Origin of the sequence: Pseudolabrys taiwanensis (genome assembly GCF_003367395.1) — a bacterium.
Taxonomy (GTDB): domain Bacteria; phylum Pseudomonadota; class Alphaproteobacteria; order Rhizobiales; family Xanthobacteraceae; genus Pseudolabrys; species Pseudolabrys taiwanensis.
Genome location: NZ_CP031417.1, coordinates 46,653 through 72,444, shown reverse-complemented (window position 1 = coordinate 72,444; position 25,792 = coordinate 46,653). Strand labels below are relative to the sequence as shown.

The 25,792-nt window shown below is 65.6% G+C and carries 19 protein-coding genes, 1 pseudogene and 1 riboswitch; of the genes and pseudogenes, 7 read left to right on the top strand and 13 right to left on the bottom strand.

Annotated elements, in window-relative coordinates; translation table 11 throughout:
* Nucleotides 1-48: 48 nt before the first annotated feature.
* Together thiD and thiM are read right to left on the bottom strand one after the other, a co-directional pair.
* The gene (gene thiD / locus DW352_RS00295) at nucleotides 49-855 is read right to left on the bottom strand and encodes a bifunctional hydroxymethylpyrimidine kinase/phosphomethylpyrimidine kinase (RefSeq protein ID WP_115687442.1); all 807 of its coding nucleotides are present in this window, start codon (nucleotides 853-855) and stop codon (nucleotides 49-51) included.
* Nucleotides 856-1,638 carry a hydroxyethylthiazole kinase gene (thiM, locus tag DW352_RS00290; protein WP_210209904.1) on the bottom strand — a complete coding sequence of 261 codons (783 nt, stop codon included), beginning with the start codon at nucleotides 1,636-1,638 and terminating at the stop codon, nucleotides 856-858.
* A riboswitch (TPP riboswitch) is annotated at nucleotides 1,626-1,732 on the bottom strand. Its footprint overlaps the gene before it by 13 nt.
* Before the next feature lie 177 nt (nucleotides 1,733-1,909).
* Here thiM and DW352_RS00285 point away from each other — a divergent pair.
* Nucleotides 1,910-2,149, top strand: a complete 240-nt coding sequence (locus DW352_RS00285) for an Lrp/AsnC ligand binding domain-containing protein (protein ID WP_115687440.1) — start codon at nucleotides 1,910-1,912, stop codon at nucleotides 2,147-2,149.
* A 109-nt stretch (nucleotides 2,150-2,258) separates the two neighbouring features.
* On the opposite strand, the gene DW352_RS00280 is transcribed toward DW352_RS00285, so the two are convergent.
* Nucleotides 2,259-3,176, bottom strand: a complete 918-nt coding sequence (locus DW352_RS00280; RefSeq protein WP_115687438.1) for a DMT family transporter — start codon at nucleotides 3,174-3,176, stop codon at nucleotides 2,259-2,261.
* A 291-nt stretch (nucleotides 3,177-3,467) separates the two neighbouring features.
* On the opposite strand from DW352_RS00280, the gene DW352_RS00275 reads away from it, so the two are divergent.
* Together DW352_RS00275 and DW352_RS00270 are read left to right on the top strand one after the other, a co-directional pair.
* On the top strand, nucleotides 3,468-3,959 hold the full coding sequence (locus tag DW352_RS00275) for a c-type cytochrome (RefSeq protein WP_115687436.1): 492 nt from the start codon (nucleotides 3,468-3,470) through the stop codon (nucleotides 3,957-3,959).
* A 107-nt stretch (nucleotides 3,960-4,066) separates the two neighbouring features.
* Complete coding sequence (locus DW352_RS00270; protein ID WP_115687434.1) at nucleotides 4,067-4,951, top strand: cytochrome c; 885 nt, start codon at nucleotides 4,067-4,069, stop codon at nucleotides 4,949-4,951.
* 70 nt (nucleotides 4,952-5,021) lie between these two features.
* On the opposite strand, the gene DW352_RS00265 is transcribed toward DW352_RS00270, so the two are convergent.
* The 4 genes from DW352_RS00265 to murJ form a co-directional block, all read right to left on the bottom strand.
* Nucleotides 5,022-7,322 (bottom strand): xanthine dehydrogenase family protein molybdopterin-binding subunit, encoded by a 2,301-nt coding sequence (locus tag DW352_RS00265; protein ID WP_115687432.1) that lies wholly within the window; start codon nucleotides 7,320-7,322, stop codon nucleotides 5,022-5,024.
* Between the two features lie 22 nt (nucleotides 7,323-7,344).
* Complete coding sequence (locus DW352_RS00260) at nucleotides 7,345-10,503, bottom strand: efflux RND transporter permease subunit (RefSeq protein ID WP_115687430.1); 3,159 nt, start codon at nucleotides 10,501-10,503, stop codon at nucleotides 7,345-7,347.
* A gap of 11 nt (nucleotides 10,504-10,514) precedes the next feature.
* Entirely contained in the window at nucleotides 10,515-11,732 is a 1,218-nt protein-coding gene (locus tag DW352_RS00255; protein WP_245434264.1) for an efflux RND transporter periplasmic adaptor subunit, read from the bottom strand.
* A 100-nt stretch (nucleotides 11,733-11,832) separates the two neighbouring features.
* Complete coding sequence (murJ, locus tag DW352_RS00250; RefSeq protein ID WP_115687426.1) at nucleotides 11,833-13,371, bottom strand: murein biosynthesis integral membrane protein MurJ; 1,539 nt, start codon at nucleotides 13,369-13,371, stop codon at nucleotides 11,833-11,835.
* Nucleotides 13,372-13,515: 144 nt separating this feature from the next.
* On the opposite strand from murJ, the gene DW352_RS00245 reads away from it, so the two are divergent.
* Nucleotides 13,516-14,928, top strand: a complete 1,413-nt coding sequence (locus DW352_RS00245; RefSeq protein WP_115687424.1) for a mannose-1-phosphate guanylyltransferase/mannose-6-phosphate isomerase — start codon at nucleotides 13,516-13,518, stop codon at nucleotides 14,926-14,928.
* Between the two features lie 28 nt (nucleotides 14,929-14,956).
* On the opposite strand, the gene DW352_RS27595 is transcribed toward DW352_RS00245, so the two are convergent.
* Nucleotides 14,957-15,229 carry a diguanylate cyclase domain-containing protein gene (locus tag DW352_RS27595; protein WP_425374675.1) on the bottom strand — a complete coding sequence of 91 codons (273 nt, stop codon included), beginning with the start codon at nucleotides 15,227-15,229 and terminating at the stop codon, nucleotides 14,957-14,959.
* Here DW352_RS27595 and DW352_RS26560 point away from each other — a divergent pair.
* From DW352_RS26560 to cpsB, 3 genes and pseudogenes are all read left to right on the top strand, one after another.
* Complete coding sequence (locus tag DW352_RS26560) at nucleotides 15,182-15,319, top strand: hypothetical protein (protein WP_162826676.1); 138 nt, start codon at nucleotides 15,182-15,184, stop codon at nucleotides 15,317-15,319. The genes DW352_RS27595 and DW352_RS26560 overlap by 48 nt on opposite strands.
* A gap of 248 nt (nucleotides 15,320-15,567) precedes the next feature.
* A complete protein-coding gene (locus DW352_RS27465) occupies nucleotides 15,568-18,495 on the top strand; it encodes an autotransporter domain-containing protein (protein WP_162826675.1) in 2,928 nt (975 codons plus the stop codon).
* An 83-nt stretch (nucleotides 18,496-18,578) separates the two neighbouring features.
* Nucleotides 18,579-18,782, top strand: a pseudogene (gene cpsB, locus DW352_RS27225) (mannose-1-phosphate guanylyltransferase/mannose-6-phosphate isomerase); the annotation flags it as partial.
* A 19-nt stretch (nucleotides 18,783-18,801) separates the two neighbouring features.
* On the opposite strand, the gene DW352_RS00225 reads toward cpsB, so the two are convergent.
* From DW352_RS00225 to DW352_RS00205, 5 genes are all read right to left on the bottom strand, one after another.
* Nucleotides 18,802-19,983, bottom strand: coding sequence for a GGDEF domain-containing protein (locus DW352_RS00225; RefSeq protein WP_115687418.1), 1,182 nt, complete (start codon nucleotides 19,981-19,983; stop codon nucleotides 18,802-18,804).
* Nucleotides 19,984-20,198: 215 nt separating this feature from the next.
* Nucleotides 20,199-22,088 (bottom strand): sulfate adenylyltransferase subunit CysN, encoded by a 1,890-nt coding sequence (cysN, locus tag DW352_RS00220; RefSeq protein WP_115687416.1) that lies wholly within the window; start codon nucleotides 22,086-22,088, stop codon nucleotides 20,199-20,201.
* Nucleotides 22,088-22,999, bottom strand: coding sequence for a sulfate adenylyltransferase subunit CysD (cysD, locus tag DW352_RS00215; protein WP_115687414.1), 912 nt, complete (start codon nucleotides 22,997-22,999; stop codon nucleotides 22,088-22,090). The genes cysN and cysD overlap by 1 nt, the downstream gene beginning before the upstream one ends.
* 112 nt (nucleotides 23,000-23,111) lie before the next feature.
* Complete coding sequence (locus DW352_RS00210) at nucleotides 23,112-24,260, bottom strand: DegT/DnrJ/EryC1/StrS family aminotransferase (RefSeq protein WP_115687412.1); 1,149 nt, start codon at nucleotides 24,258-24,260, stop codon at nucleotides 23,112-23,114.
* 32 nt (nucleotides 24,261-24,292) lie between these two features.
* Nucleotides 24,293-25,291, bottom strand: a complete 999-nt coding sequence (locus tag DW352_RS00205; protein WP_115687410.1) for a Gfo/Idh/MocA family protein — start codon at nucleotides 25,289-25,291, stop codon at nucleotides 24,293-24,295.
* Nucleotides 25,292-25,792: the final 501 nt, after the last annotated feature.

The following is a 25,792-nucleotide window of genomic DNA, read 5'->3' as shown; positions in this document are numbered from 1 at the left end:
TGCAACGCGACCCCGGGTTTCGCTTGGCTTCACCCGGCTACACGGACATCAGCTCTTCCAGAACGCGTGGAAGTGATGCAGCGGACCGTGGCCGTGACCGACCTGCAAAGTGTCGGCGGCGGCGATGGCGTCGGTGACGTAGTCCTTGGCCTCGCGCACGGCGGCGAAGAGATCGCGGCCCTTGGCGAGCTCCGCGGCGATGGCGGACGACAACGTGCAGCCGGTGCCGTGCGTGTTCTGCGTCGCGATGCGCGGCGCGGCGAGCCGCGTCACGCCCTCCGCCGTGACAAGCAGATCGACGCTTTCGGGCGCGTTGCCGTGGCCACCTTTGATCAACACCGCTTGCGTGCCGAGCGCGAGCAGCGCGCGGCCCTGCGCTTCCATGCCGGCTTCATCGTGCGCGACGGGCTGATCGAGCAGCGCCGCCGCTTCCGGCAGATTGGGCGTGATCACCAGCGCGCGCGGAATGAGCCGCTTGCGCACCGCGGCGACGGCGTTCGCGGCAAGCAGCCGGTCGCCGGACGTCGCGACCATCACCGGATCGAGCACGATGTTCTGCGCCGCGTGGCGGTCGAGACCCGTGGCCACCGCTTCGATGGCGCCGACTTGCGACAGCATGCCGATCTTGACGGCGCGGATGTCGAGGTCGGCGAACACCGCATCGATCTGCGCGGTGATGAAACTCGACGGAACGTCGTGGATCGCGGTCACGCCCTTGGTATTCTGCGCGGTCAGCGCGGCGATAACGGAAGCACCATAGACGCCGAGCGCGGCGAAGGTCTTCAGGTCCGCCTGGATGCCGGCGCCGCCGCCGCTATCCGAGCCGGCGATGGTGAGCGCGATTGCCGTGGTCATTCAGACGACCTTTGCATGAGCGATGAGGGTCGGCGCGTCGAGCGTGTTGAGCGCATCGAGGATCGCCGCCGCGAAACTGCCAGGCCCTTGAGCCTGCCGCACCGCCAGTTCGCCGGCGACGCCCAGCATCAGCAGCGCCGCGGCCGCCGCGCGCAGCGCGTCCGGCTCGACGGCGAGGAAGCCGCCGACCAGGGCCGAACCGGCGCAGCCCATGGCGGTGACCTTGGCCATGAACATATGGCCGTTGCCGATGCCGACCGCGCGTGTACCGTCGGTGATGAGATCGGTCGCGCCGGACATGGCGACGATGGTGCGCGTCTCACGGGCATAGGCCATCACGTTCTCGCGCTTTGCCGCGGTATCGGCGAGCGCTTCGAACTCGCGATGATTGAGCCGCACCACGCGCGGGCCGCGCGCGACCAAGTTACGCGCAAAGGCAAGCCGGCCCGGGCTGCGGTCGACGAACACGGGATCGAGCACCCAGGGCAGCTTGTGTTGATGCGCGGCGGCGACAGCGATCGACGTCGCCGCCCGCCGTTCGGCATCCAAGGTGCCGAGATTGACCAGCAGGCCGTGCGCGGAGGCCACGAAGCCGCCGATTTCGTCGGCCGACAAGGTCATCGACGGCACGCAGCCGGCGGCAAGCAGCGCATTGGCGGTGAAGTTCTGAGCGACCGCGTTGGTGATGCAATGCACGCGCGGCGCGCGCGCGCGCAATTGCGCCAACAGGGCACCGGCCATTTCCGGCACGGCATCGCGCATCGCAGTTTCGGGCAGGTGCATCTCAAATCCCTCCGCCGGCATGACCCGGATCAGGTTCGTTGGGTTGGCCACTCAGCCTCTCAGCCCGGCAAGCCGGACACCCCACGAGATTGCTGGCGGGTTACCTATTCCCCGGCGGGCGCCAAGGCAAGTCCTGCGCGGCCGCCACTCCGGAGCCGCGCGCCTTGCCAGACAGTCGCGTTTTTGCTGGATTGCGGTTAAATCAGCCGCGACGCGGCAAACTTCATCAAGCCGATCCGGGGCGGTCCCGCGATCGGGCGGAGGCTTCGGAATGACCCCCTTCTTCGTTCAGATCAAGTGCGACCTCGGCAAGTCGTATCAGGTCGCCAATGCGCTCGCCGAAGCCGAAATCGCGTCCGAGATCTATTCCACCGCCGGCGACTACGATCTGTTGGTGAAGTTTTATGTCGACGCCAATACCGACATCGGCCATTTCGTGAATGAGAAGGTGCAGGTGATCCCCGGCATCAAGGACACCCACACCATCATCACCTTCAAGGCGTTTCGGTAACCGGCTGTTTGTAGGGTGGGCAAAGGCGCGATCGCGCCGTGCCCACGTCAGCCTCTGCCAAAAACGCTGAGCGTGCGCACGGCGCGTTAAAAACGCGCCTTTGCACACCCTACGGCTCCAGCCCTGCTTCCGCGCGTCGCCTCATCTCGAGCTGACGCTCGCGGAAGATCACGAACAGGCCGGCACAAACAACGATGGCCGAGCCGAGATAGACCAGCGCCTGCGGCAGTTCGCCGAACATCCAGTAGCCGAGCAGCACCGCCCACAAGAGCGACGAATAATCGAACGGCGCGATCACCGAGGCGGCGGCGTAACGGTAGCTCTCGGTGAGAAAGATGTGCGCGAGGCCGCCGAGCACGCCGAGCGAGATCAGCATCAACAGCTCCGACATCGTCGGCGTGTACCAGGCGAAAGGCAAAGTCACCGCGCCGGCGCAGGTCGTGGCGAGCGAGAAATAGAACACGATCGATGACGTGGTCTCGCTTTGCGTGAGGCGGCGCGTCTGGATGACGGTGCCGGCATTGCAGAAGGCCGAGAAGATGGCGAAGGCCGCGCCCGCGGCCGCGGTCGCGCCGGCAACGCCCGCGTAATGGCTCACGTCGAGATGCGGGATCAGCATCACGATGACGCCGACGAATCCGACCATGACAGCGGCCCAGCGGAAGAAACGCACCTTCTCCTTGAGGATCACGGCCGCAAGCGCCACCGTGATCAAGGGCGAGGCGAAGCCGAGCGCCGTCGCGTCGGCGAGCGGCAGACGCGTCAGCGACGAGAAGTTGGAGAACATGCCGCAGATGCTGAGCAGGCCGCGGCCGAGCTGCCCCAAAGGACGCTTGGTATAGAGCGTCGCCATCAGCTCGCCGCGCAGCGCGTAGATGAGCAGCACCGGCGGGATGGCGCAGGCGGAACGGAAGAAGACGAGTTGGCCGACCGGGGCGACGTCACCCAGCTGTCGCACCAGGGCCGACATCATGGCGAACAGAAGCGCGGAAAACAGCTTGAGGCCGATGGCCTTGAATAGAAACATTCCCCTCGAATCCCGGCGGCGGGAGCATTGCCATAACTAGCCGCGAATAATGCGCCTGTCTGCGGGGTTATTCTCGGCACATGGGTGGTGCGCGTCCGGCGCCATTGCCGGAGCCCCGGGCACGAGGATCGGGCCGGAGGCCATTGTCGCACCACTTTCACGGGATTTTGTGCAGATGCGGGACAATGCCGCCTTGCCGCGCGCGTCGCGCCTGCGACTATGCGGTGAGAGCGCGGGCCGCCTTGTTCCGCAGCCATCCATGATCCGACTGAAACCCCGGAGGTTCACTTGATGATCCGAATCGTCTCAGCGCTGGCGCTTGCCGGAACCGTGGCTGCGTTCTCCACTGCGATCTCCGTATCCTGGGCGCAGACGCCGGCCGAGGTGGCCAAGGCGCGCGAGGACATTATGGACCACCTCTGGCCCAACTATTATCGCGACATCTCGCAGGTGGCGCGCGGCAACAGCACCGATGTCGCCGCGGTGGCGACCAAGGCCGCCGGGGCCGTCGATGCGCTGAAAAAGTTCGCCACGCTGTTCCCGCCGGGCAGCGGCCGCGAGGCGGTGCCGACCACGCGGGCCAAGCCGGAAATCTGGAGCCAGCGCGCCGAGTTCGACAAAGCCACGAGCGACCTGATCGCCGCCACCACCGCCATCGGCGAGGCCGCCAAGAGCGGCAACGTCGAGGCCGTGAAGGCGCAGTGGCCGAAGGTCGCCGAGGCGTGCGGCGCCTGCCACGGCGGGCCGAAGAAGAGCGGCGGCAAGTTCCGTTTCGAGGAATGAGGCGTGGTTGAGCCGGGACGAAGCGGCGCCTCGCACACGGCTGACGCCCTCTCCCCCGCGGGGAGAGGGCACTCTCGTACGCGGCGGCTCAGTGCAAAGCGGACGCGATGACCACGACGGGCCGCCTTCTTAGCGTCGTCTGCGCCGTGGCCGCCTTCACCGCCACGGCGCACGCACAACAGCCGCCGCTGTCGGCCGAGCGGGGCAAATACATCTTCGATGCCGCCGGCTGCTACGCCTGCCACACCGAGCCAGGCGGCCCGGCGCTCGCCGGTGGCCCCGCGCTGAAGACGCCGTTCGGCACCTTCTATGCGCCGAACATCACGCCCGATCCCGAGCATGGCATCGGCCGCTGGTCGGATGCCGAGTTCGCGCGCGCGCTGCGCGAGGGCGTGTCGCCGTCCGGCCAGCATCTCTATCCGGTGTTTCCCTATACGGCCTACACCAAGATGTCGGCGCAGGACGTCGCGGACTTGCGCGCTTATCTCAAGACCGTGCCGCCCTCTAACAAACCGAGCCGCCCGCACGAGCTGCGCTTTCCCTTCTCGATACGTGCCACGCTCGCGCCGTGGAAGTGGCTCTACTTCACGGCCGGCGAATACAAGCAAGTCCCGGATAAGGACATGACCTGGAACCGCGGCGCCTACATCGTTGAGGCGCTCACGCATTGCGGCGAATGCCATACGCCGCGCAACGCGTTCGGCGCGGTCGAGCGTGACCATTGGCTCTCGGGCGCGCGCATGCCGGTCGGCGACCTCGTCGCCGGCAACCTCACGCCGGACAAGAGCGGCCTTGCCGACTGGAGCGCCGCCGACATCGCCGACCTGCTCGCGACCGGCGACCTGCCGCAAGGCGGCACCGTCGGCGGCGAGATGGGCGAGGTCGTGCGCAACAGCACCAGCCGCTTGACGCCGCAGGACCGCGAGGCGATCGCGGCCTATCTGAAGGCACTGCCGGCGCAGCCGACGACGGTGACGAAGAAGGCGCAGTAGTCCGGGCTATGCCCCGCACCTTGCTCCGTCATGCCCGCGGGGAAAGGTAGGTGCGCCGCGCCGTAGTGCGTCACGCCGCCTTTTGCCTGGCCTGTTGGATCGCGGTCCAGATCTTCACCGGCGTCGCCGGCATGTCGATGGCGCGGATGCCGTAGGCGCGGTCGAGCGCGTCGATGACCGCATTCATGACCGCCGGACATGAACCGATGGCGCCGGCCTCGCCCGCGCCCTTGACGCCGAGCGGATTGGTCTTGCACGGCACGTTGCGCGTCTCGAACACGAAGTCCGGCGCGTCTTGCGCATGCGGCATGGCGTAATCCATGAACGAGGCGGACACGAGCTGCCCCGAGCCCTTGTCGTAGACGGTGTCCTCCAACAGCGCCTGGCCAATGCCCTGCACCGTGCCGCCATGCACCTGGCCTTCGAGCAGGAGCGGATTGAGCGTCGCGCCGAAGTCGTCGACGATCACGTAAGCGACGATCGCCGTCGCGCCGGTATCGGGATCGATCTCGACCTCGACGATATGCGTGCCGTTCGGAAACGTCGCCGGCTCGACGCCGAATTCTTCCGCGGCGACGAGCTTGTCCGGCGTCGCCGCCGGATGCGTGGCCAGATCGGCGAAGGAGATAGCGCGGTCGGTGCCGGCGACGCGCACGCCGCCGTCGGCGATCTCCATGTCGCCCGCGCTTGCCTCCAGCGCATCGGCGGCGAGCTGCTTGAGCTGCTCGCCGAGCGTCCTGCCGGCGCGGTCGACGGCGACGCCGCCGACCGGAATCGAGCTGGAACCGCCGGTGCCGGCGCCGGTCGCGATGCGATCGGTGTCGCCCTGGATGACGCGCACTTTGTCCGGCGGCAGGTCGAGCCGGTCGGCGACGAGCTGCGCGTAGGAGGTCTGATGCCCCTGCCCCGACGCCTGCGAGCCGATCAGCAGCGTGACGCCGCCGTCGCGGTCGAGCTGCAGCGTCGCCGTCTCAGGTCCGTTATTGCCGCAAGCCTCGACATACGTGGCGATGCCGATGCCGCGCAATTTGCCGGCGCGCTTGGCCGCCGCCGCGCGCTTGTTGAAGCCGGCCCAATCGATCAGCTCCTGCGCACGCGCCAATGTGCCGGCGAAATCGCCGGAGTCGTAGACTTTGCCGGTCGGCGTCCGATACGGCATCGCCTTCGGCTTTATCACGTTTTTCCGCCGCAGCACGTCGGGCGCGATGCCGAGTTCGCGCGCCGCATGATCGACGGCGCGCTCGATGAGGTAGGACGCCTCGGGACGCCCAGCGCCGCGATAGGCATCGACCGGCACGGTGTTGGTGTAAGTGCCGCGCAGCCGCGCATGCGCGACTGGAATGTCGTAGACGCCGGTCGCCATGCCCATGCCAAGCCACGGAATGTACGGCGCGTAGCACGACAGATACGCGCCCATGTCGGCGACGATGTCGAGTTCGAGCGCGAGAATGCGGCCCTTGTCGTCGAAGGCGAGCGTCGCGGTCGAGACGTTGTCGCGGCCATGGCTGTCGCCGAGGAAATGCTCGGCGCGGTCGGCAACCCATTTGACCGGCTTGCGCGTCCGCTCGGCCGCCACCGCCGCCAGCGCATATTCGCGATAAGGAAACGCCTTGGTGCCGAAACCGCCGCCGACATCGGCCGGCGTGATCACGCGCATCTTGTCGGCCGGCAGCTTCATCACCGCCTCGGCGATGATGTCACGGATGAGATGCGGCCCCTGGCTGGTCAGCGTCAGCGTATAGCGCTCGCCGTCGTAATCGGCGATGACGCCGCGCGTCTCCATGTAATTCGTCACGAGACGCTGATTGACGATGGTCGTCTTCACCGTGCGCGCCGCGCCGGCGAAGGCGGCTTTGGTCGCGGCGGCATCGCCCATCTCGGTTTCGAACACGAGATTGGTACGGTCCGGCCAGACCTTGGGCGCATTCGGCGCCAGCGCGTCGAGCGCGCCGATCACATGCGGCAGCGGCTCCCAATCGACCGCTATCGCCTCGGCCGCGTCCCGGGCGATGTCGAGCGTATCGGCGACGACGAAGGCGACCATGTCGCCGACATGGCGCACCACGTCCTTGGCGAGCACGGGATAAGGCGGCACCTTGATATCGCCGCCGGGAAAAATGCCGGGTGTCGGCATGGGATTGAGATCGGCAACATCGTCGGCGGTGAGAATGACCCGCACGCCCTTCATACCGCGGGCGCGGGCAATGTCTTCGATCCTGAACCGCGCATGGGCGTGCGGCGAGCGCAGCACGAAAGCATGCAGCGCGCCTTCCGGCGCCACGTCGGCGACGTAACGGCCGGCGCCGCGCACCAAGGCATCGTCCTCTTTTCGGGTGACCGGTTGACCGAATCCGAACTTCGTCGACGCCATGGCGCACTCCCTCGATTTATATCTATTCAGCCGGCTCCGACTGCACGCGGCCGCGCTCGCGACGCAGCGCGATCCAGCGCGACACGACGTAGAACACCGGCGTGAAGATCAAGCCGAACGCGGTGACGCCGATCATGCCGTAGAACACCGCCGTGCCGAGCGATTGACGCAGCTCGGCGCCGGCACCGATCGCCCACACCAGCGGCGCCACACCGAAGATGAAGGCGAGCGAGGTCATCAGGATCGGCCGCAGACGCAGACGCGCGGCTTCGACCGCCGCCTCGAAGCGGTCCCGCCCCTCGTCCTCGAGCTGCTTGGCGAACTCGACGATCAGAATGGCGTTCTTCGCCGCGAGCGCGATCAGCACGATGAAGCCGACCTGCGTGAGGATGTTGTTGTCCAGGCCGCGCAACTGCACGCCGAGGATCGCCGCCACCAGGCACATCGGCACGATGAGAATGACCGACATCGGCAGCAGCAGACTTTCGTACTGCGCGGCCAGCACCAGGAACACGAAGGCAACGCCCAGGACGAAGGCGAACATCGCAGTACTGCCGGCGCGGATCTGCTGGAAGGCGAGCGTCGTCCACTCGTAGCTGAAACCCGGCGGCAGGGTCTGGGCCGCGATCTGCTGCATCATCTCGATCGCCTGCCCCTGGCTGTAGCCAGGCGCCGCCGAGCCGTCGAGCTCGGCCGCCGGATAAAGGTTGTAGCGCGGCACGCGGTACGGACCGGAAATGTCCCGCACCGTGGCGAAGGAAGCGATCGGCACCGTGCCGCCCGAACTGTTGCGCACGCGCAGCGCCAACACGTCCTTCGGCTCGAGCCTATGCGCCGCATCGGCCTGCGCCTGCACACGGAACGTACGGCCGAACAAGTTGAAGTCGTTCACATAGAGCGAACCGATCTGCACCTGCAGGGTCGAGAACACGTCGGCGATGTTGATGCCGAGCAGCTGCGCCTTGACGCGGTCGATGTCGAGGTAGAGCTGCGGCGTGGAGATCTCGAACAGCGAGAACACCTGCTGCAGGCCCGGCGTCTGCGCCGCGCGGCCCATCATGGCGTAGACGGCGCCCTGAAGCGCCGCGAGGCCGGAGCCCGACCGATCCTCGACCATCATACGGAAGCCGCCGGCATTGCCGATGCCGGACACCGGCGGCGGCTGCACGACAACCATGAAGGCTTCCTGGATCGCACCCATCTTGGCGAACAGCGCCCGCTGGATCGCGCCCGACGAGAGGTTGGGATCGCGCGCGCGTTGATCGAACGGATCGAGCACCACGAACATCGCGCCCGCATTCGGCGCGTTGGTGAAGGTCGCGCCCGAGAAGCCGACCACGACGACGGCATGCGCGACGCCCGGCGTCGCCAGCACCTGGTCGGCGGCACGTCGCATCACTTCGTCGGTACGCTGGAGCGAGGAGCCCGGCGGCAATTGCGCGGAGATGATCAGGATGCCGCGGTCGATTTGCGGAATGAAGCCTTGCGGCGTGCGGCGGAATTCGTTGAGGCCAAGCGCAAGAATGCCGGCATAGACCACCAGCATCACCACCGCGAAGCGCACCGCGCGCTTGACGATCGCGCCGTAGCCGTGCGCGAACGCATCGAAGCCGCGATTGAACAGGCCGAAGAAGCCGCGGATGGGTCTCGCCCAAATGGGTACGCGGCCATGCGTCTCGTGCGGCTTCAGCAGCAGCGCGCACATCGCCGGCGACAGGGTCAACGACACCAGCAGCGAGATGACCGTCGCCGCCGTGATGGTGAGCGCGAACTGTTTGTAGAACTGTCCCGTGATGCCGGTGATGAACGTCGTCGGCACGAACACCGCGCAGAGCACCAGCGCGATCGAGACGAGCGCGGTGCCGACCTCGTCCATGGTGCGGCGCGCCGCCTCGCGCGGATTCAAGCCCGCCGCGATGTTGCGCTCGACATTCTCGACGACGACGATGGCATCGTCGACCACGATGCCGATGGCAAGCACAAGGCCGAACAGTGACAGGTTGTTGAGCGAAAATCCGAACAGCGTCATCGCGAAGAAAGTGCCGATGAGCGAGATCGGGATCGCCAGCAGCGGGATGACGGCCGCACGCCAGGTTTGCAGGAACAGGATGACCACGATCACGACGAGGATGACGGCCTCGAAGATCGTATGAATGACGTTGGTGACCGACTCCTGGATGAACTGGGTCGGGTTATAATAGATGCCGTAGGTGACCCCCGTCGGGAACTCCTTCGACATCTGCTGCATCGTCTTGACGATGTTGTCGCCGGTCGTGAGCGCGTTCGAACCCGGCCGCTGGAACACCGCGAGGGCCACGGACTCGTTCTTGTCGAGGTAGGAGTTCGACGAATAGTCCTGCGCGACCAGTTCGACCCGGCCGATGTCCTTGATGCGCACCACCGCCGTCGGCGTCTGCTTGACGACGATGTTGGCGAATTCGTTGGGATCGCTCAGGCGCCCGAGCGTGCGCACGGCGACCTGAAAGGCGAGCTGGTTCGGCACCGGCGGCTGGTTGAGCACGCCGGAGGCGACCTGCACGTTCTGCGCGGCGAGCGCCTGCGTCACGTCCGTGGCGGTCAGATTGAGCGATTGCAGACGGTCCGGATCGATCCAGATCTGCATCGCGTAATCGCGGCTGCCGAACACGGTGATCGAACCGACGCCGTCGACACGCGTCAGCACGTCCTTGATCTGGATGTTGGCGTAGTTCGAAACGAACAGCGGGTCGCGCGACTTGTCCGGCGAATAGAGGTTCACCAGCATCAGAATGTCGGGCGAGGACTTGTTCACCACCACGCCGACCTGCTGCACGGCGGCCGGCAATCGCGGTTGCGCGATGGCGACGCGGTTCTGCACCTGCACCTGGGCGGTGTCGAGATTGGTGCCGAGGTCGAACGTCACCGCGATCGAGAAGCGGCCGTCGGCGGTCGAGTTGGAGGAGATATAGAGCATCCCCTCGACGCCGTTGATCTGCTGCTCGATGGGCGCGACCACCGTCTCGGCCACCGTTTCGGCGCTGGCGCCCGGATACTGGCCGGTGACGTTGATCGTCGGCGGCGCGATCTCCGGGTATTGCGCGACCGGCAACCGGCCATAGGACACGGCGCCCAGGATGATGATGATGATCGACACCACCGAGGCAAAGATCGGACGATCGATGAAGAAATGCGAAATGCGCATGTTGCTGTCGATCAGTCGGTCTTGTTGGCGGGCGCCGCCGTGTTGGCAGCCGATGGTTTGGGCGCCGCCTGTTGTTCCTGCGCGGTGACCTTCTGACCGGGGCGCACGCGGGCGAGACCATTGATCACCACCCGGTCGTTGGCCGCGACGCCTTCCTTGATCACGCGCAGATCGCCGACGAGTTGGCCGAGCGTCACGTATTTCTGCCGCGCCGTGCCGGTGTCGTCGACGACGAGAACGTATTTGCGCACCTGCTCGGAGCCGATCGCAACGTCCGGCACCAGCAACCCTTCATAAGGCGAAGAAGCCGGCACGCGCACGCGCGCGAACATGCCGGGCGTGAACACGCCGTTCGGATTGGGCACGACGGCGCGGCCGCGAATGGTGCCCGTCGCGCGATCGATGACGTTGTCGATGAAGTCCATGCGGCCCTTATGGCCGAAGTCCTTTTCGTCGATCAGCTTGAGCGCGACCTCGACGCCGGCATTGCGGCTGGTGATGTCTTCCTGGCCCGTTCTGGCGAGCCGCTCGTACCGCAGATACGAGGCTTCGTCGAAGGTGAACTCGAAGTGGATCGGGTCGGTCGAGACGACGGTCGCGAGCAGCGTGGTCGTGCCGCCGGAGCCGCCGGTCACCAGGTTGCCCGGCGAGACGCGGCGGTCGCCGATACGGCCGGCCATCGGCGCGCGAAGTTCGGTGAACTCGAGATCGAGCTCGGCCTGCTTCACCGCCGCCTCGGCGCCGGCGACGGCAGCCTGGGCGTTGCGGTAGGCCTGCGAGCGCTGTTCGAACACCTGCGAGGTGATCGTCTTGTCCTGAACGAGTTGCTGGCCGCGCTGAAAGTCGGACTCGGCAAAGGCGAGATTGGAGCGCGCCTGCGTCAGCGTGGCGCGGGCCTGATCGACTGAGTTCTGAAACGGCCGCTTGTCGATGGTGAACAGCAGGTCGCCCTGTTTGACGAGCTGACCGTCCTTGAAGTCGACGCTGTCGAGGTAACCGGAGACACGCGCGCGCACCTCCACCGAATTGATGGCGGTGAAGCGGCCGACATATTCGTCGAAGTCGGACACCGTACGCTTGACCGGCAGGGCGACGGTCACGGCCGGCGGCGGCGGCCCACCGGCCTGCTTCTGCTCGCCGCAGCTCGCGACCAAGGTCGCAAGCCCGATCGCGACGGCCCAGCCCGATACCGCGCGCGTAAACCCAATAGACGAATTAGATCGCGTCAAAATCGTGATTCCCATCGAAAACCCGATCTGTCCCCTTACCGTCGAGGCGGTACCATGTCCACCACGCGGGAGGATCCGTAACTACGAACGAAATTTCGTTTTAACCGCGGCGGCGGGCGCGAAATGTCCGAAGCCAGGACCGGCCGAACAGCGCGAGCACCGCGACGCCATAAACCACCGCGCCAAGGCAGGCGAGGATCGCCAGTGCGGCAAGATCGCGCGGCCCGTGCCAGGGCGCGATCCACTGCCGCACCGGCGCGTCGGCAAACCACAATACCGCGGCGAGAACGAGGCCGGCGACGGCAAATTTGAACATCGACACGCGCAGCCGGGCGTCGATGCGCACATGCCCCCGCCGGTGGGCAAGCCACATGACCAGGCCGAGATTGACCCACGCGCCGATCGCTGTCGCCAGCGCCAGGCCGACCTGGGCGAGCGGCCCCATCAGCAGCACCTTGAGCGCGATGTTGACGGCCACCGCGATCAAGGCGGCCTTGACCGGCGTCGCCGTGTCGCTGCGCGCGAAGAAGGTCGCGGTCGCGCTGCGGATCAAGACGAAGGGCAACAGCCCGACCGCATAGGCGGCGAGCGTCGCACCGGCCGCCGACGCATCGGCGATGGTGAACGCACCGCGCACGAACAGGCCGCGCATGATGAGATCGGGCACCACGAAGAACGCGGCGATGCACGGCACCGACAAGAGCAGCGTGAATTCGACGGCACGGTTCTGCGCATGGGCCGCGCCCGCCTCGTCGCCGGCGGCGAGACGGCGCGCCATCTCCGGCAGCACCACGGTGCCGGCGGCGATACCGATGACACCGATGGGTAGCTGGTTGATGCGGTCGGCGTAGTAGAGCGCCGACACCGCGCCGGCGGGCAGGAAGCTGGCGATGATGGTGTCGGCAAACAGCGCGAGCTGCACGCCGGCCGAGCCGATGGTCGCCGGTCCCAGCGCCTTGAAGAAGCGTTTGACGTCGTCGTCCCATTTGAACGCGCGCAAGGCCGGCAGCACGCCGACCCGCCACGCATCACCGCCGACCAGCAACGCCTGCAGGATGCCGGAGATCATCACGCCCCAGGCCGCGGCATGACCGGGCGTCGGGAAGAACACGACCAACAGCAAGGTCACGATCATCGACAGGTTGAGCAGGATCGGCGCCGCAGCCGGCGTCGCGAAGCGGTGCAGCGCATTGAGGATGCCGCCGTAGAGCGTCACCAAAGTGATCAGCAGCAGATAGGGAAAGGTGATGCGCGTCAGCTCGACCGCGAGCGGGAAGCGCGCGGGATCGCCGGCAAAGCCCGGCGCCAGCAGTTCGATCACACTGCCGGTGAAGACCAGCGCGGCGACGAGCAGCACGATCTGGCTCGCCAGTAGCAGGGTGAAGATGCGGTCGGCGAACAGCCCCGCCCGCTCCTTGCCGCCCTGCTGCAGCACCCGGGCGTAGGCCGGGACGAAAGCGGTGTTGAAGGCGCCTTCGGCGAAGATGGCGCGGAAGTGGTTCGGCAGGCGGAAGGCAACGAAAAAGGCGTCGGCGACCGGGCCGGCGCCGAGAACCGCGGCGAGAATGAGGTCGCGCACGAAACCGGTCATGCGGGACAGCAGGGTAAAGCCGCCGACCTTGAGGATGTTCTGGAGCATCGCTGCACCGGCCGAAGGAGGCCGATTTTCCTTGCCTGTTCAGTGTCTTAACGACTCGACACGATGCCGATAGCCAGTCCCGCGGAAGTGCCGTAAGACGAATCGTCGAAGGCCGACCATAGACCAGTCGGAGTGCGTCTTATTATGTCCTCGCCTATCATCCCCATCCTGCTCGCCGGCGGCGCCGGCACCCGGCTTTGGCCAGTTTCCCGCGATGCGCTGCCCAAGCAGTTCCTGCCGCTGGTGGGCGAGCGGTCGACCTATCAGGAGACCTTGCTGCGGGTGAAGGACGGCATGTTCGGACCGCCGATCGTCATCACCGGCCCGAACTTTCATTTCTTCGCGCGCCGGCAGGCGGAGGAGATCGGGGTCGACGTCACGGTGGTGATCGAGCCGCTGCGCCGCGACTCCGGCCCGGCCATCGCCGCCGCCACCGCCATTGCGCGCCAGCGCGATCCCGACGCCGTGGTTCTGGCGCTGGCCGCCGACCACATCATCCTCGATCCGGAGGCCTTCCGCGTCACCTGCGCGGGTGGACGCGCGGCCGCGGAGCAAGGGGCGATCGTCACCTTCGGCATCAAGCCGACCGAGCCTAAGACCAGCTACGGCTACATCCTGCCCGGCGAGCCGGTCGGCGCCGGCGACGTGCGCAAGGTGCAGCAGTTCGTCGAGAAGCCCGACACCGCCACGGCCGCGCGTTACGTGATGGACGGCTATCTGTGGAATTCCGGCAACTTCCTATTCCGGGCCGACGTCATGCTCGACGAGCTGGCGCGGCTCGAACCGGCAATGGCGAGCGCCGTCGAAGCGGCTGCCGCCGACGCCACGGACGATCTCGGCTTCCTGCGCCTCGATCCCGCTGCTTTCGCGCGTGCGCCGCAGAAGTCGATCGACTACGCGGTGATGGAAAAGACCGACCGTGCGGCGGTGATCGCGGGCACGTTCCGCTGGTCCGACATCGGCAGTTGGGACGCGTTGTTCGACATCACGCCGCGCGACAATCAGGGCAACGTGTTGCAGGGCCCGGTGGTCACGATGGATGCGCGCAACTGCGTCGTGCATTCCGACCATCGGCTTACGGCCGTTGTAGGCGTCGAGGACCTCGTCGTGGTGTCAACCATGGACGCCGTGATGGTCGTCCCCCGCGCGCGCTCACAGGAGGTCAAGGACCTCGTCGCCAAGCTCAAGACCGACAACCGCAAGGAAGCGACCGAGCATAAGCGCGGCCACCGGCCTTGGGGCTATTATGAGTCGATCGACAATGGCGACCGCTTTCAGGTCAAACGCATCGTCGTGACGCCGGGCGGCACCCTCTCCTTGCAGAAACACCGCCACCGCTCCGAGCATTGGATCGTCGTGCGCGGCACCGCCGAGGTTACGGTCAACGAAACGACGCGATCGGTGCACGAGAACGAGTCGGTCTACATTCCGATCGGCAGCGTGCACCGCCTCGCCAATCAGGGCCGCATCCCGCTCGAGCTCATCGAAGTGCAGACCGGCAGCTATCTCGGCGAGGACGACATCGTCCGGCTCGAGGACATCTACAAGCGCGTCTAGCGCCGAACGTTGCTTGGTGCCGCCTCGTCTACGCGACGATGCGCGACGTATGCTTCAGCGTCGGTAGGTCACCGTCCGCCCGGCATTGCGCCGTCGGCACGGCCACTTCTGCATCGGCGGACGTTTTCCACACGGCGACACTGCCCCGGCCCTGGCGTTTGGCATGATATAGCGCGGCATCGGCGCGCGACGACAGCGTCTGCGGACCCATCCCGTCCTGAGGCGCGAGAGCTATGCTGATGCTCGCGCCGACATGCATCTCCCGGCCATCGTGCACAACGGGCGCGCCGAGGCTGCGAATGATCCGGTGCGCCAGCAGCCGCGCTTCATCGACCCCCTGATGCCGCTCTGCAGCATGATGAACTCGTCGCCGCCGATCCGCGCCGCATGAACGTCAACGCGATGACGCGCTGTTTCACATTTGTGATGGTTGGACAGCGGAGTGGGGCGTCATATGGACCGTCAGGAGCGGCGCACGGCAGGTCGCTCCTGTTCGCAGCCACGTCCGCTTTCGAATATCTTTCGCGGAGGTAGCAATGTGCGGCTTGCGCACGCACAGCACACGTTTACTTTTGCAGCGGCACAAGGCGCAGATATTCGCGCCGGATCTCGACAGGGCGACGGATGCAGAAATCGTCCATGACGTCTGAGACAATCGGCGGTGCGAGGAGACGACGCCGTTTCGCCGCAATGCTAGCGCGCGTGGCGGTTTTTGCTCAGGTAGTGTGCGTCGCGTCTGAAGCAATGGCAGATGGCGGCCCCGGCGGCTCTGGCAATGCTGCCGCTCCAGGCGGTGGCGGCACCGATTCAGTGACGGGAGTCGGCGGCATCGGCGGCGATGGGGACGCCGGCATCGGGGGCGGCGGTGGCGGCGGCGGCGGTTCCGGGGCCACAGGCGGACATGGCGGCAACGGCGGCGCAAACCCTGGCAGCGGTGGTGCGGCTGGTAGCAGCGGTGCGGGCGGTGTCGGCAACCAAGGCGGTGGTGGCGGTGGCGGTGGCGTGCACGGCGCAGTCGTCACCGTAGACACAACAAACACCGTGACGGTCAATGGTGGCGCTGGCGGCAACGGCGGTAACGCCTCCTGGGGCGGCGGAGGTGGCGGCGCCGCCGGCTACGGTGTCGTGGTGAACGGCGCGGGCATCAACTACATCAACTTTGGATTGGTTTCGGGCGGCAACGGCGGCGGCGGCGGTCAAAGCCAGACCAGCGGCGGCGGCAGCGGCGGCAGCGGCGGCAGCGGCATCGCCTTCGCCGGCACCGGCGGCACGTTCAGTAACTTCGGCATTCTCAGGGGTGGCGCTGGTGGCGCCGGAGGGAACGGCGGTAGCGCGTTCGGCTTCGGACGCCTCGCCGGCTTTGGAGCCACGGGTGGCGCCGCTTTCGTCGGAAGCGGCATGACGATCATCAATAGCGGTACAATCACGGGCGGAATCGGCGGCGGCACAGTCGGCCTTGCTCCAGGGCGCGGCGGCATTGCCATCTCGGGCAACAATCTCGCAATCAGCAATGCAGGCGCAATCGTAGGCGGCAGCGGCGGCCACGGAGGACGCAATTCAACCACCGGGGCCTTCGTCTACGGCAGCGGTGCGGAAGCCGTCGTCGGCAGTGGCCTTTCGATTAGCAACGGCGGAATAATTGCCGGTGGACTAAGCGGGGATGGGCAAACGCGCACCAATGCGATCAATTTCACTGGCGGTAGCAACAGCCTGACGTTTCAAACCGGATCTGCCATTCTCGGCAACATCGTTATTGGTGGCGCTGGCACGCTCACGCTGAGCGAAACAACCGCCCAGGCACTCGCCGGTGCAATCACCGGAAACGGCTCGCTCGTGCACGACGGAACCAGCACCCTGACGTTGTCCGGTACAAGTACCTATTCCGGAGCGACACTTGTGAACGCCGGTACGCTGCTCATCACAGGCGCATTGAATGGCACCAGCGCTGTCACCGTCATCAACGGCGCGACCTTCGGCGGCACCGGCAGCGTGAACCGCACCACGGTCCAGAACGGCGGCACGTTGATGCCCGGTGCGCCTGGAACGCCAGGCACTTTCACAATCACCGGCAATCTCGTTTTTAGCAATGGCGCCACCTATCTCGTGCAAGGACAATCGAATTCGGCGTATTCTAAGACAAACGTCACCGGCAGCGCGAATGTCACCGGGACCGCGAAAGTAACGTTCGCTGACGGCGCTTACTTGTCCGGCACCTACACGATCATCGCTGCCAATGGTGGCGTGACCGGAACGTTCGCAAACTTGATCACCTCTGGAAACGTTACTGGCATCCGCAACCCACATTTGGCCTACGATGCAAATAACGTCTTCCTTGTTCTCGACCCAGGGTTGATTGCGATATCACCAGGCTTTTCGGGCAATCAGCAAAACGTCGCAAACGCCATTAACAACGCCATCATGGGTGGCACCGTCCCGAATGAAGGCTTCGCCACCTTACTCGGCTTTACAGGCACGCAACTGACAGATTCGCTGACCCAACTTGCCGGCATGACGCCCGGGGGAGCACCGATTGCCGGCATGCAATTAATGAATGGCTTTCTGTCAGTGATGCTCCATCCAACGGGCGGCCCGCCTTCGAACCAGCCTGACGCGTCGGGTGCATCGACCGGCTTCGCCACGGAAGCCGATTTCCCGCGCGAGATCGCGGAAGCCTACGCCGCGGCTGTGCCGGTAAAAGCGGAGTTAGCCACCACCTTCACTTCGCGCTGGAGCGTTTGGGCCGCTGGCTATGGCGGCAGCACGCACCGCAGCAGCCAAGCCGACATCGGTACCGCAAGTACGAATGCGCGTGCTTATGGGATAGCGGCCGGCGCAGAGTATAAATTCGACAGCCAAACCACGCTAGGCTTCGCTCTTGCCGGTGGAGGCACTTCCTGGGGTCTCGCTAACGGGCTGGGCAACGGCGGCGGTAACGCCTTTCAAATTGGCGGCTATGCCTCGCACACTTTCGGCCCCGCTTATATCTCTGGAGCGCTAGCCTATTCTTGGCATGACATGCGCACCGATCGCGCAGTTACCGCTGTCGGCAGCGAGCGACTGCACGCTAGCTTTCATGCGCAAGGGTTCGGCGCCCGACTCGAAGGCGGCTATCGCCTAAGGACCCCTTGGCTCGGCATCACACCTTATGGCGCCCTGCAGCTACAGACTTTCCACACACCTTCGTATGGCGAGGTCGCCCAGTCCGGGGCCGGCGCATTCGCCTTGTCATACGAAGCGCGCAACATCACCGCGACCCGCATCGAGCTTGGCGCGTGGGTCGATAAGCCCCTTGCGCTTGCATCCGGCCAGATGCTGCTGGCGCGCGGCCGTTTAGCCTGGGGACACGACCATTCGAACGATCCGACCATAAACCCCTTTTTTCAAACCCTCCCCGGCTCAAATTTCACTGTGAATACTACGATGGGGCCAAGCGATCTCGCGCTCCTCACAGCGGGCGCAGAGTTGAGACTAGCCAACAACTGGGCAATCGCCGCACAATTTGATGGAGAGTTTTCGAGCCACTCGCAAACCTACGCCGGCACCGGCGTGATCAAACGCGTGTGGTGACCGCTACGGCTCAGCTGGCATTGGCTATGCTCACGCACAGCCAAACAGAAACGCAACGCAACTGCGTCGTGCATTCCGACCATCGGCTTACGGCCGTTGTAGCCGTCGAGGACCTCGTCGTGGTGCGATCGGTGCACGAGAACGAGTCGGTCTATATTCCGATCGGCAGCGTGCACCGCCTCGCCAATCAGGGCCGCATCCCGCTCGAGTTGATCGAAGTGCAGACCGGCAGCTATCTCGGCGAGGACGACATCGTCCGGCTCGAGGACATCTACAAGCGCGTGTGACCGCCCGCCGGCTTCCGCATCATCCGGCGGAATCGGGATCGCCCCACACGACGACGTTGCCGCGCCCCCGCGCCTTGGCGCGATAGAGGGCGGCATCCGCGCAGGCGATCAGCGTCTGCTCGTCACGAGCGTCGCGTGGCGCGATGGCGATGCCGACGCTGCCGCCGATCCGCACCGGTTGGTGCGCATATTCGTATGGGGCGCTGATGGCGCGGACGATGCGCGCTCCCAGAACCCGCGCTTCCTCCGCGTCTTTGACGCCGGTCTGCAAGACGATGAACTCGTCGCCGCCGACGCGCGCGGCCGTATCGCCGACGCGCAGGATATGCGACAGGCGTTCCGCCACTTCACGCAGCACGGCATCGCCGGCCGCGTGGCCGAGCCGATCGTTGACCTCCTTGAACAAATCGAGATCGAGAAAGAGGCAAGCGAGGCCCGAGCTGTTGTTGACGACCCGCATGATCTCCTCGTTCAGCCGCGCATTCAGCAACGTGCGATTGGGCAGACCGGTCAGCACGTCGCGTCCCGCCAACATGATCGAGTCGTGCTTGCTCTCGATTTGCTGCAAGGTCGTCGCGTAAACGGAATTGACGGTTTCGAACGCCGCAAAAACGAAGCCTACCGTCAGGACCAGCTGTAAAAGATAGGCCTCCATTTCAAAGGAGGCGGTCGCGCTTCGGATATAGAAGGTGAAGCCGACAGCGGTTGGCGCAGCCGAAAGCAAGAGACTGGTGAAGCAGATGATCGGCCGCGAGGAAACGCGCGATACCAGCCCGCAGCCATAACCGAAGACCAGGCCCGTCGCTAGCATGGCGTCCAAAGGATCGCCGGCTGTCATCGCACGGAGGTTCAGCAAGCCAAGCGCCGCAGCGAAGGTGTGGCTGCCGGCGGCATAGCGCCGTTCCCAAAGCCGCGCGACCTCGGCCGATTGGCGCAGAGTGCGGTTTGCATAGGTCCGGAACGTGACCAACCGGAGCGTGACGATCACCGCCGCCACCGCCGTGATCGCCAGGGCCAGCGCGTCCTTATTCTTGAACCCGATCAGCACGCCATCGCAAACCATGGCCACGCCGACGAACACGGTCGGCCGCGCGTTGCTGTAGACGATGTCGACAAGTTCGACGTAGACGCTGTCGGGAAGCCGCCGCCACGTCGAGAGGAACACCCGGAACGGACCGGCAAAACTTCTTCGCTGTGGCATCGGCCGAATGCGGGCCCGCGGCTGGAGGGTACCGAATTATAGAACCACGCGACGGTGCCGGAGCGGTGTGATATTACTTGGTTCTTACCGGACAGCGAGCTGCGCTTCGGACGATGCCGGTCGACAAGACAGGCTTTGGTACGCGAATTTCGGGGCGGCATAGCGATAACAAATACCCGCGCACTCCACATTCGTTCTCTGGAGAGCAAGCCGACTTAGAACAAGTTCCGGCGCACGAGATCGTCGACAACCCGCGCGGCCAGCGCTTCCGGCGACTCGTCGCCCGCGTTCAAATGCAACTCGGGCTTCTCCGGCGCTTCATAGGGCTGGTCGATGCCGGTGAAATTCTTGATCTCGCCGGCCTGAGCCCGCCGGTAAAGCCCTTTCGGATCGCGCGCGATGCACTGATCCAGCGGCGTATCGACGAAGACCTCGATGAATTCGCCCTCGGGCAGCAGTTCGCGCACCATCTGCCGTTCCGCCCGGAACGGCGAGATGAACGAGCACAAGACAATCAGGCCGGCATCCGTCATCAGCTTGGCGACCTCGCCGATGCGGCGGATGTTCTCGACGCGGTCGGTTTCGGTAAAGCCGAGATCCTTGTTCAGCCCGTGACGCACATTGTCGCCGTCAAGCATCAGCGTGTGAATGCCGCGTTCGTGAAGGGCCGCCTCGACCAGATTGGCGACCGTCGATTTGCCAGCCCCCGACAGGCCGGTGAACCAGAGCACCGCCGGTTTGTGCTGCATGAGCTGCGAACGCGCGGCCTTGCTGACGGTGATGTTCTGGACGTGAACGTTCGTCGCCCGGCGCAGTGCGAAATCGATGGTGCCGGCCGCGACGGTTTCGTTCGTGTAACGGTCGATGAGAATGAAGGCGCCGGTGTCGCGGTTGGCAGCGTACGGATCGAAGGCGACCGGCCGCGCGATCGACAGATTGCAGACCGCGACCTCGTTAAAGCTGAGCGTCTTCGCCGCGAGCTTGTTCAGCGTGTCGACGTCGACCTTGTGCTTGAGCTCGGTCACCGTCGCCGCCAAGGTCGCGTGATTGAGCTTCATCAAATAGCTGCGCCCGGGCTGCAGCGGCTCGCGCGCCATCCAGACAAGGTGCGCGGCGAATTGGTCGGCGACCTGTGGCCGGTCCCGCAAGCCGGCGAGCATGTCGCCGCGCGCAATGTCGATCTCATCGGCAAGCGTCACGGTGACCGCGTCGCCCGCCTCCGCGGCGTCGACGTCGACTCCGGCGGAGAGGATGGCGCGGACCTGGCTGGTCTGGCCGGACGGCAGCACCGCGATTTCGTCGCCCACATTCAGGCTGCCGCCCGCGATGGTGCCGGCGAAGCCGCGGAAATCGAGGTTCGGCCGGTTGACCCACTGCACCGGCATGCGGAACGGCTTCTCCGCGCGATCGTCCTCGACGTCGATCGTCTCGAGGTGATCGAGCAAGTGGGGGCCCTCGTACCAGGGCGTTTGAGCGCTCAATGTCGACACGTTGTCGCCGTCGCGCGCAGACATCGGGATGGCGCGGATATCCTTGAAGCCGAGTTGCGCCGCGAAATCGGCGAAGCCCGAGGCGATCCCGGCGAAGACGGCCTCATCGTAGCCGACGAGGTCGATCTTGTTCACCGCCAGCACGACATAGCGGATGCCGAGCAGGCTGGCGATGATCGCGTGCCGCCGCGTCTGGGCGAGAAGCCCCTTGCGGGCATCGACCAGCAGCACCGCGAGGTCGGCATTGGAGGCGCCGGTCGCCATGTTGCGCGTGTACTGCTCGTGGCCGGGCGTATCGGCGACGACAAAGGAGCGCCGCGGCGTCGAAAAGTACCGGTACGCAACATCAATGGTGATGCCCTGCTCGCGTTCGGTCTCGAGCCCGTCGAGCAACAGCGCAAAGTCGACGTCGGCGCCGTTGGTGCCATGCTTTTTGGAGTCGCGTTCGAGCGCGGCGAGATGGTCGTCGAAAATGAGATTCTGCTCGTAGAGCAGCCGCCCGATCAGTGTGGATTTGCCGTCGTCGACCGAACCACATGTCAGAAACCGCAGCGCCGGCCGTGTGGCGGCATCGTCGGCGGCGATGGGCTGCGCTCGCGTTGCGACTTCGAGCATCAGAAGTAGCCCTCGCGCTTCTTCTTCTCCATCGAGCCGCTCTCGTCGTGATCGATGAGCCGACCCTGGCGTTCCGAGGTCGTCGATGCGCGCATCTCGTCAATGACGGCATCGAGCGTGTCGGCGGTCGACCGGATCGCCCCGGTCAGCGGATAGCAGCCGAGCGTGCGGAAGCGCACGCTCACCGTGCGCGGCACTTCGTCCGGCAACAACGGCAGACGATTGTCGTCGACCATGATAAGCGCGCCGTCACGCTCGACCACCGGCCGGGGCTTCGCAAAATACAGCGGCACCACCGGGATATTCTCGAGGCGTACGTATTCCCACACGTCGAGCTCGGTCCAATTCGACAGCGGAAAGACGCGCATCGACTCGCCCGGCTTGATGCGCGTGTTGAACAGATGCCACAGTTCGGGGCGCTGACCGCGCGGATCCCAGCCGTGATTGGCCGAGCGGAAGGAGAAAATGCGCTCTTTGGCGCGGCTCTTTTCCTCGTCGCGGCGCGCGCCGCCGAAGGCGACATCGAACTGCCATCTGTCGAGCGCTTGACGCAGTGCTTCCGTCTTCATGACCTGCGTGTGCACGGCCGAGCCGGAGGCGATCGGCGAGACGCCGCGCGCGAGCCCCTCGGGATTGGTGTGCACCAAGAGGTCGAGTCCATGCCGCGCCACCGTATCGTCACGGAAGGCGATCATCTCGCGGAATTTCCAGGTCGTGTCGATGTGCAGCAGCGGGAATGGAAGCTTGGCCGGGGCGAAGGCCTTCAGCGCGAGATGCAGCATCGCGCTCGAGTCCTTGCCGATCGAGTACATCATGACCGGGTTTTTGAACTCGGCCACGGCCTCGCGCAGGATGCCGATGGCCTCGGCCTCGAGCCGGCGCAACCGGATATGTTGGTGACGCCAATTCATCAGAACGGCCTCGGAATGATTGAGCCCGAATACCTAGTGTATTCCAGCCCCCCGGGGCAGTCGAAGATATTTCAAAGATGCGGGCCGGACGGCAAAATCCGTCTCGAAAAACTCACTTTTTGAGGGCGCGGCGTGCCACGTCGATAACCCGGTCCTGGACCTCGGGCTCGAGATAGGCGTGCATCGGCAGGGCGATGACCTCGCCGGCGATGCGGTCGCTGACGGCCACGCCGGCCTTGCCCACCGGGAAATGCTTGTAAGCCTGCTGCCGGTGCAGCGGGATGGGGTAATAGATCGCCGTCGGCACGCCTTCGGCCTTCAACGCCTCGGCAAAGGCATCGCGGCGGCCGCCGGGCACGCGGATCGTGTACTGCGCCCACACAGAGGTATAACCTTCCGGCACGGTCGGCACGGCGCAGACGTCGGCGAGGCCTTCGGCGTAACGGGCGGCGACCTTGTTGCGGGTCTCGATCTCGTCCTGGAATATCTTGAGCTTCTCGATCAGCACCGCCGCCTGGATGGTATCGAGGCGCGAGGCGAGGCCGATGCGGACATTGTCGTATTTGTCGCTGCCGTGGCCGTGGATGCGGATGCTGCGCATGATGTCGGCGAGTTCGGCATCGTCTGTCATCACGGCGCCGCCGTCGCCGTAGCAACCCAAGGGCTTGGCCGGGAAGAAGCTGGTCGACGTCACGTGCGGCCCGGTGCCCAGCCGGTGGCCTTTGTAGCTCGCACCGAAGCTCTGGGCGGCATCGTCGATGATGAACAGCCCGGCGGCATCGGCCGCGGCGCGGATGGCGTCGTGATCGGCCGGCAGGCCGAACAGGTCGACCGGGATCACCGCCTTCGGCTTGAGGCCGAGCGACTTCGCCGTCTCGACCGCCGCCGCGATGTCACCCGGCTTGATGTTGAAGGTCGTCTCGTCGACGTCGACGAAGATCGGCGTGGCACCGACCAGCACCGCGACCTCGGCGGTCGCACAAAAGGTGAAGGACGGACAGATCACCGCGTCGCCGGGTCCGATGCCCAGCGCGCGGAGCGGCAGCACCAGTGCGTCGGTGCCGCTGGCGCAGGACACGACCTGTTTGGCACCACAGAAGGCCGCGAGATCCGCCTCAAAGGCGCGCACTTCCGGGCCCATCGCAAACTGGCAATGGTTGAGCACGCGCGCGACCGCGTCGTCGATCGCCTTGCCCAGCCGCCGGCGCTGCGCGCCCACGTCGATAAAGGAGATGGCGGGAGGCTGGGTTCTCACGTTCATGTCTAAGTCCGATGGGGCAAAAAGGTATGGGATCAACCGGCGACCACGCGCGGCGCGGGACGCGACGGCGTGAACGGTACGGGACGCGTGGTGAGGCAGCGGGTGGCGATCTCAAGGCTGGCGACGCCCTGCTCGCCGGTGACGGCGGGCTCGGCACCGCCGCGCACCGCGCGCAGGAAGGCGAGCAGTTCGGAGCGCAGCGGTTCGGCATGGCCGACCGAAAGATGGCGCATCGAATAGCTGCCGTCCGGCTGGAAGCCGAAGCACTCGGTGACCTGGCGGGTGAGCAGATCGCCCATCACGTATTTGCCGCGCGTCGCAACCGTCACCTGGCGCGCCTTGAACGGCGTCAGCCAGTTGGTGTTGATGTGCGCGAGCACGCCCGAGGCGGTGCGGAATTGCAGCAGCGCGATGTCCTCGCGCTCGGCGACGGCGCTCGAAAGCTGCGGCTGCACCTCGATAATGTCGCTGTCGGTGAACCAGCGGATGAGATCGATGTCGTGCACGGCGAGATCGATCACCACGCCGACATTCGACATACGCGGCGGGAACGGACCGACGCGGGTGATGGCGATGGAGAGAATGTCTTCGCCGCGGATCGCTTCCTTGATGGCCTCGACCGCCGGATTGAAGCGTTCGACGTGGCCGACCATCAGCGTGACACCGGCGGCGCGCGCTGCCTCGATGATTTCGTAACCTTCCTCGACGGTGGACGCGATCGGCTTCTCCACCATCACATGGACGCCGCGGGCAATACAGGCGAGCGCCACGTCGCGATGCAGATGCGTCGGCGCGGCGACGGTGACAGCATCGACGCCGAGATCGAGCAGCGCCGCGATGTCCGGCACAGCGGCACAGCCAAGCGTGCGGGCGACGAATTCGGCCTGCTTTACGTCGGGATCAGCGACGCCGATCAGAACGGTACCGGGGAGCCCCGCGAAGACGCGCGCGTGGTTCGAACCCATGACGCCCACACCGACGACACCCACGCGCAACGGACGTTCGGCGTTCGCACTGGCAGTCTGCGTCATGGCTTAACGGTCTTCCCCTGGCCCGCCTCCGGGCACCCGGCTCTGACCTAGCATGCAGGGGGGCCGGCTGGCGACGGCCGCCCGAAAACGATCCGAACACGTTTTGATTCAGAGCGTTACAGGCTTGGTAACCCTGAACCAGGCCGCTATTCGGCCGCGCGCGACGCCGGGACAGCGAGTCGCAGGCCGGCGGCGACGGCGTCCTCGCGGAAAGTCTTCACCGCGGCGAGAGAAAGCTGGGCGGCCGTCTGCGTGCCGATCGCCGGCAGTTTCTTGAGGACGTCGAACCGTCAGCCTTAGAGTATCACGCACATCGGCGGCGGCCCGGCCCGTCACCGGCATGGATCGGTTGCGATCTCGAATGCCGCCCGTCGCCCATCCGATTCACGAATGGTGCTTCAACTTAATGAGCCGTTCCGCCAAGTACAAAATGTGCAAGTGCAGGCTGGAGAAAGCCACCCGACCGACTGAGCAACAAAATATTCCGCACTTCCTACGACG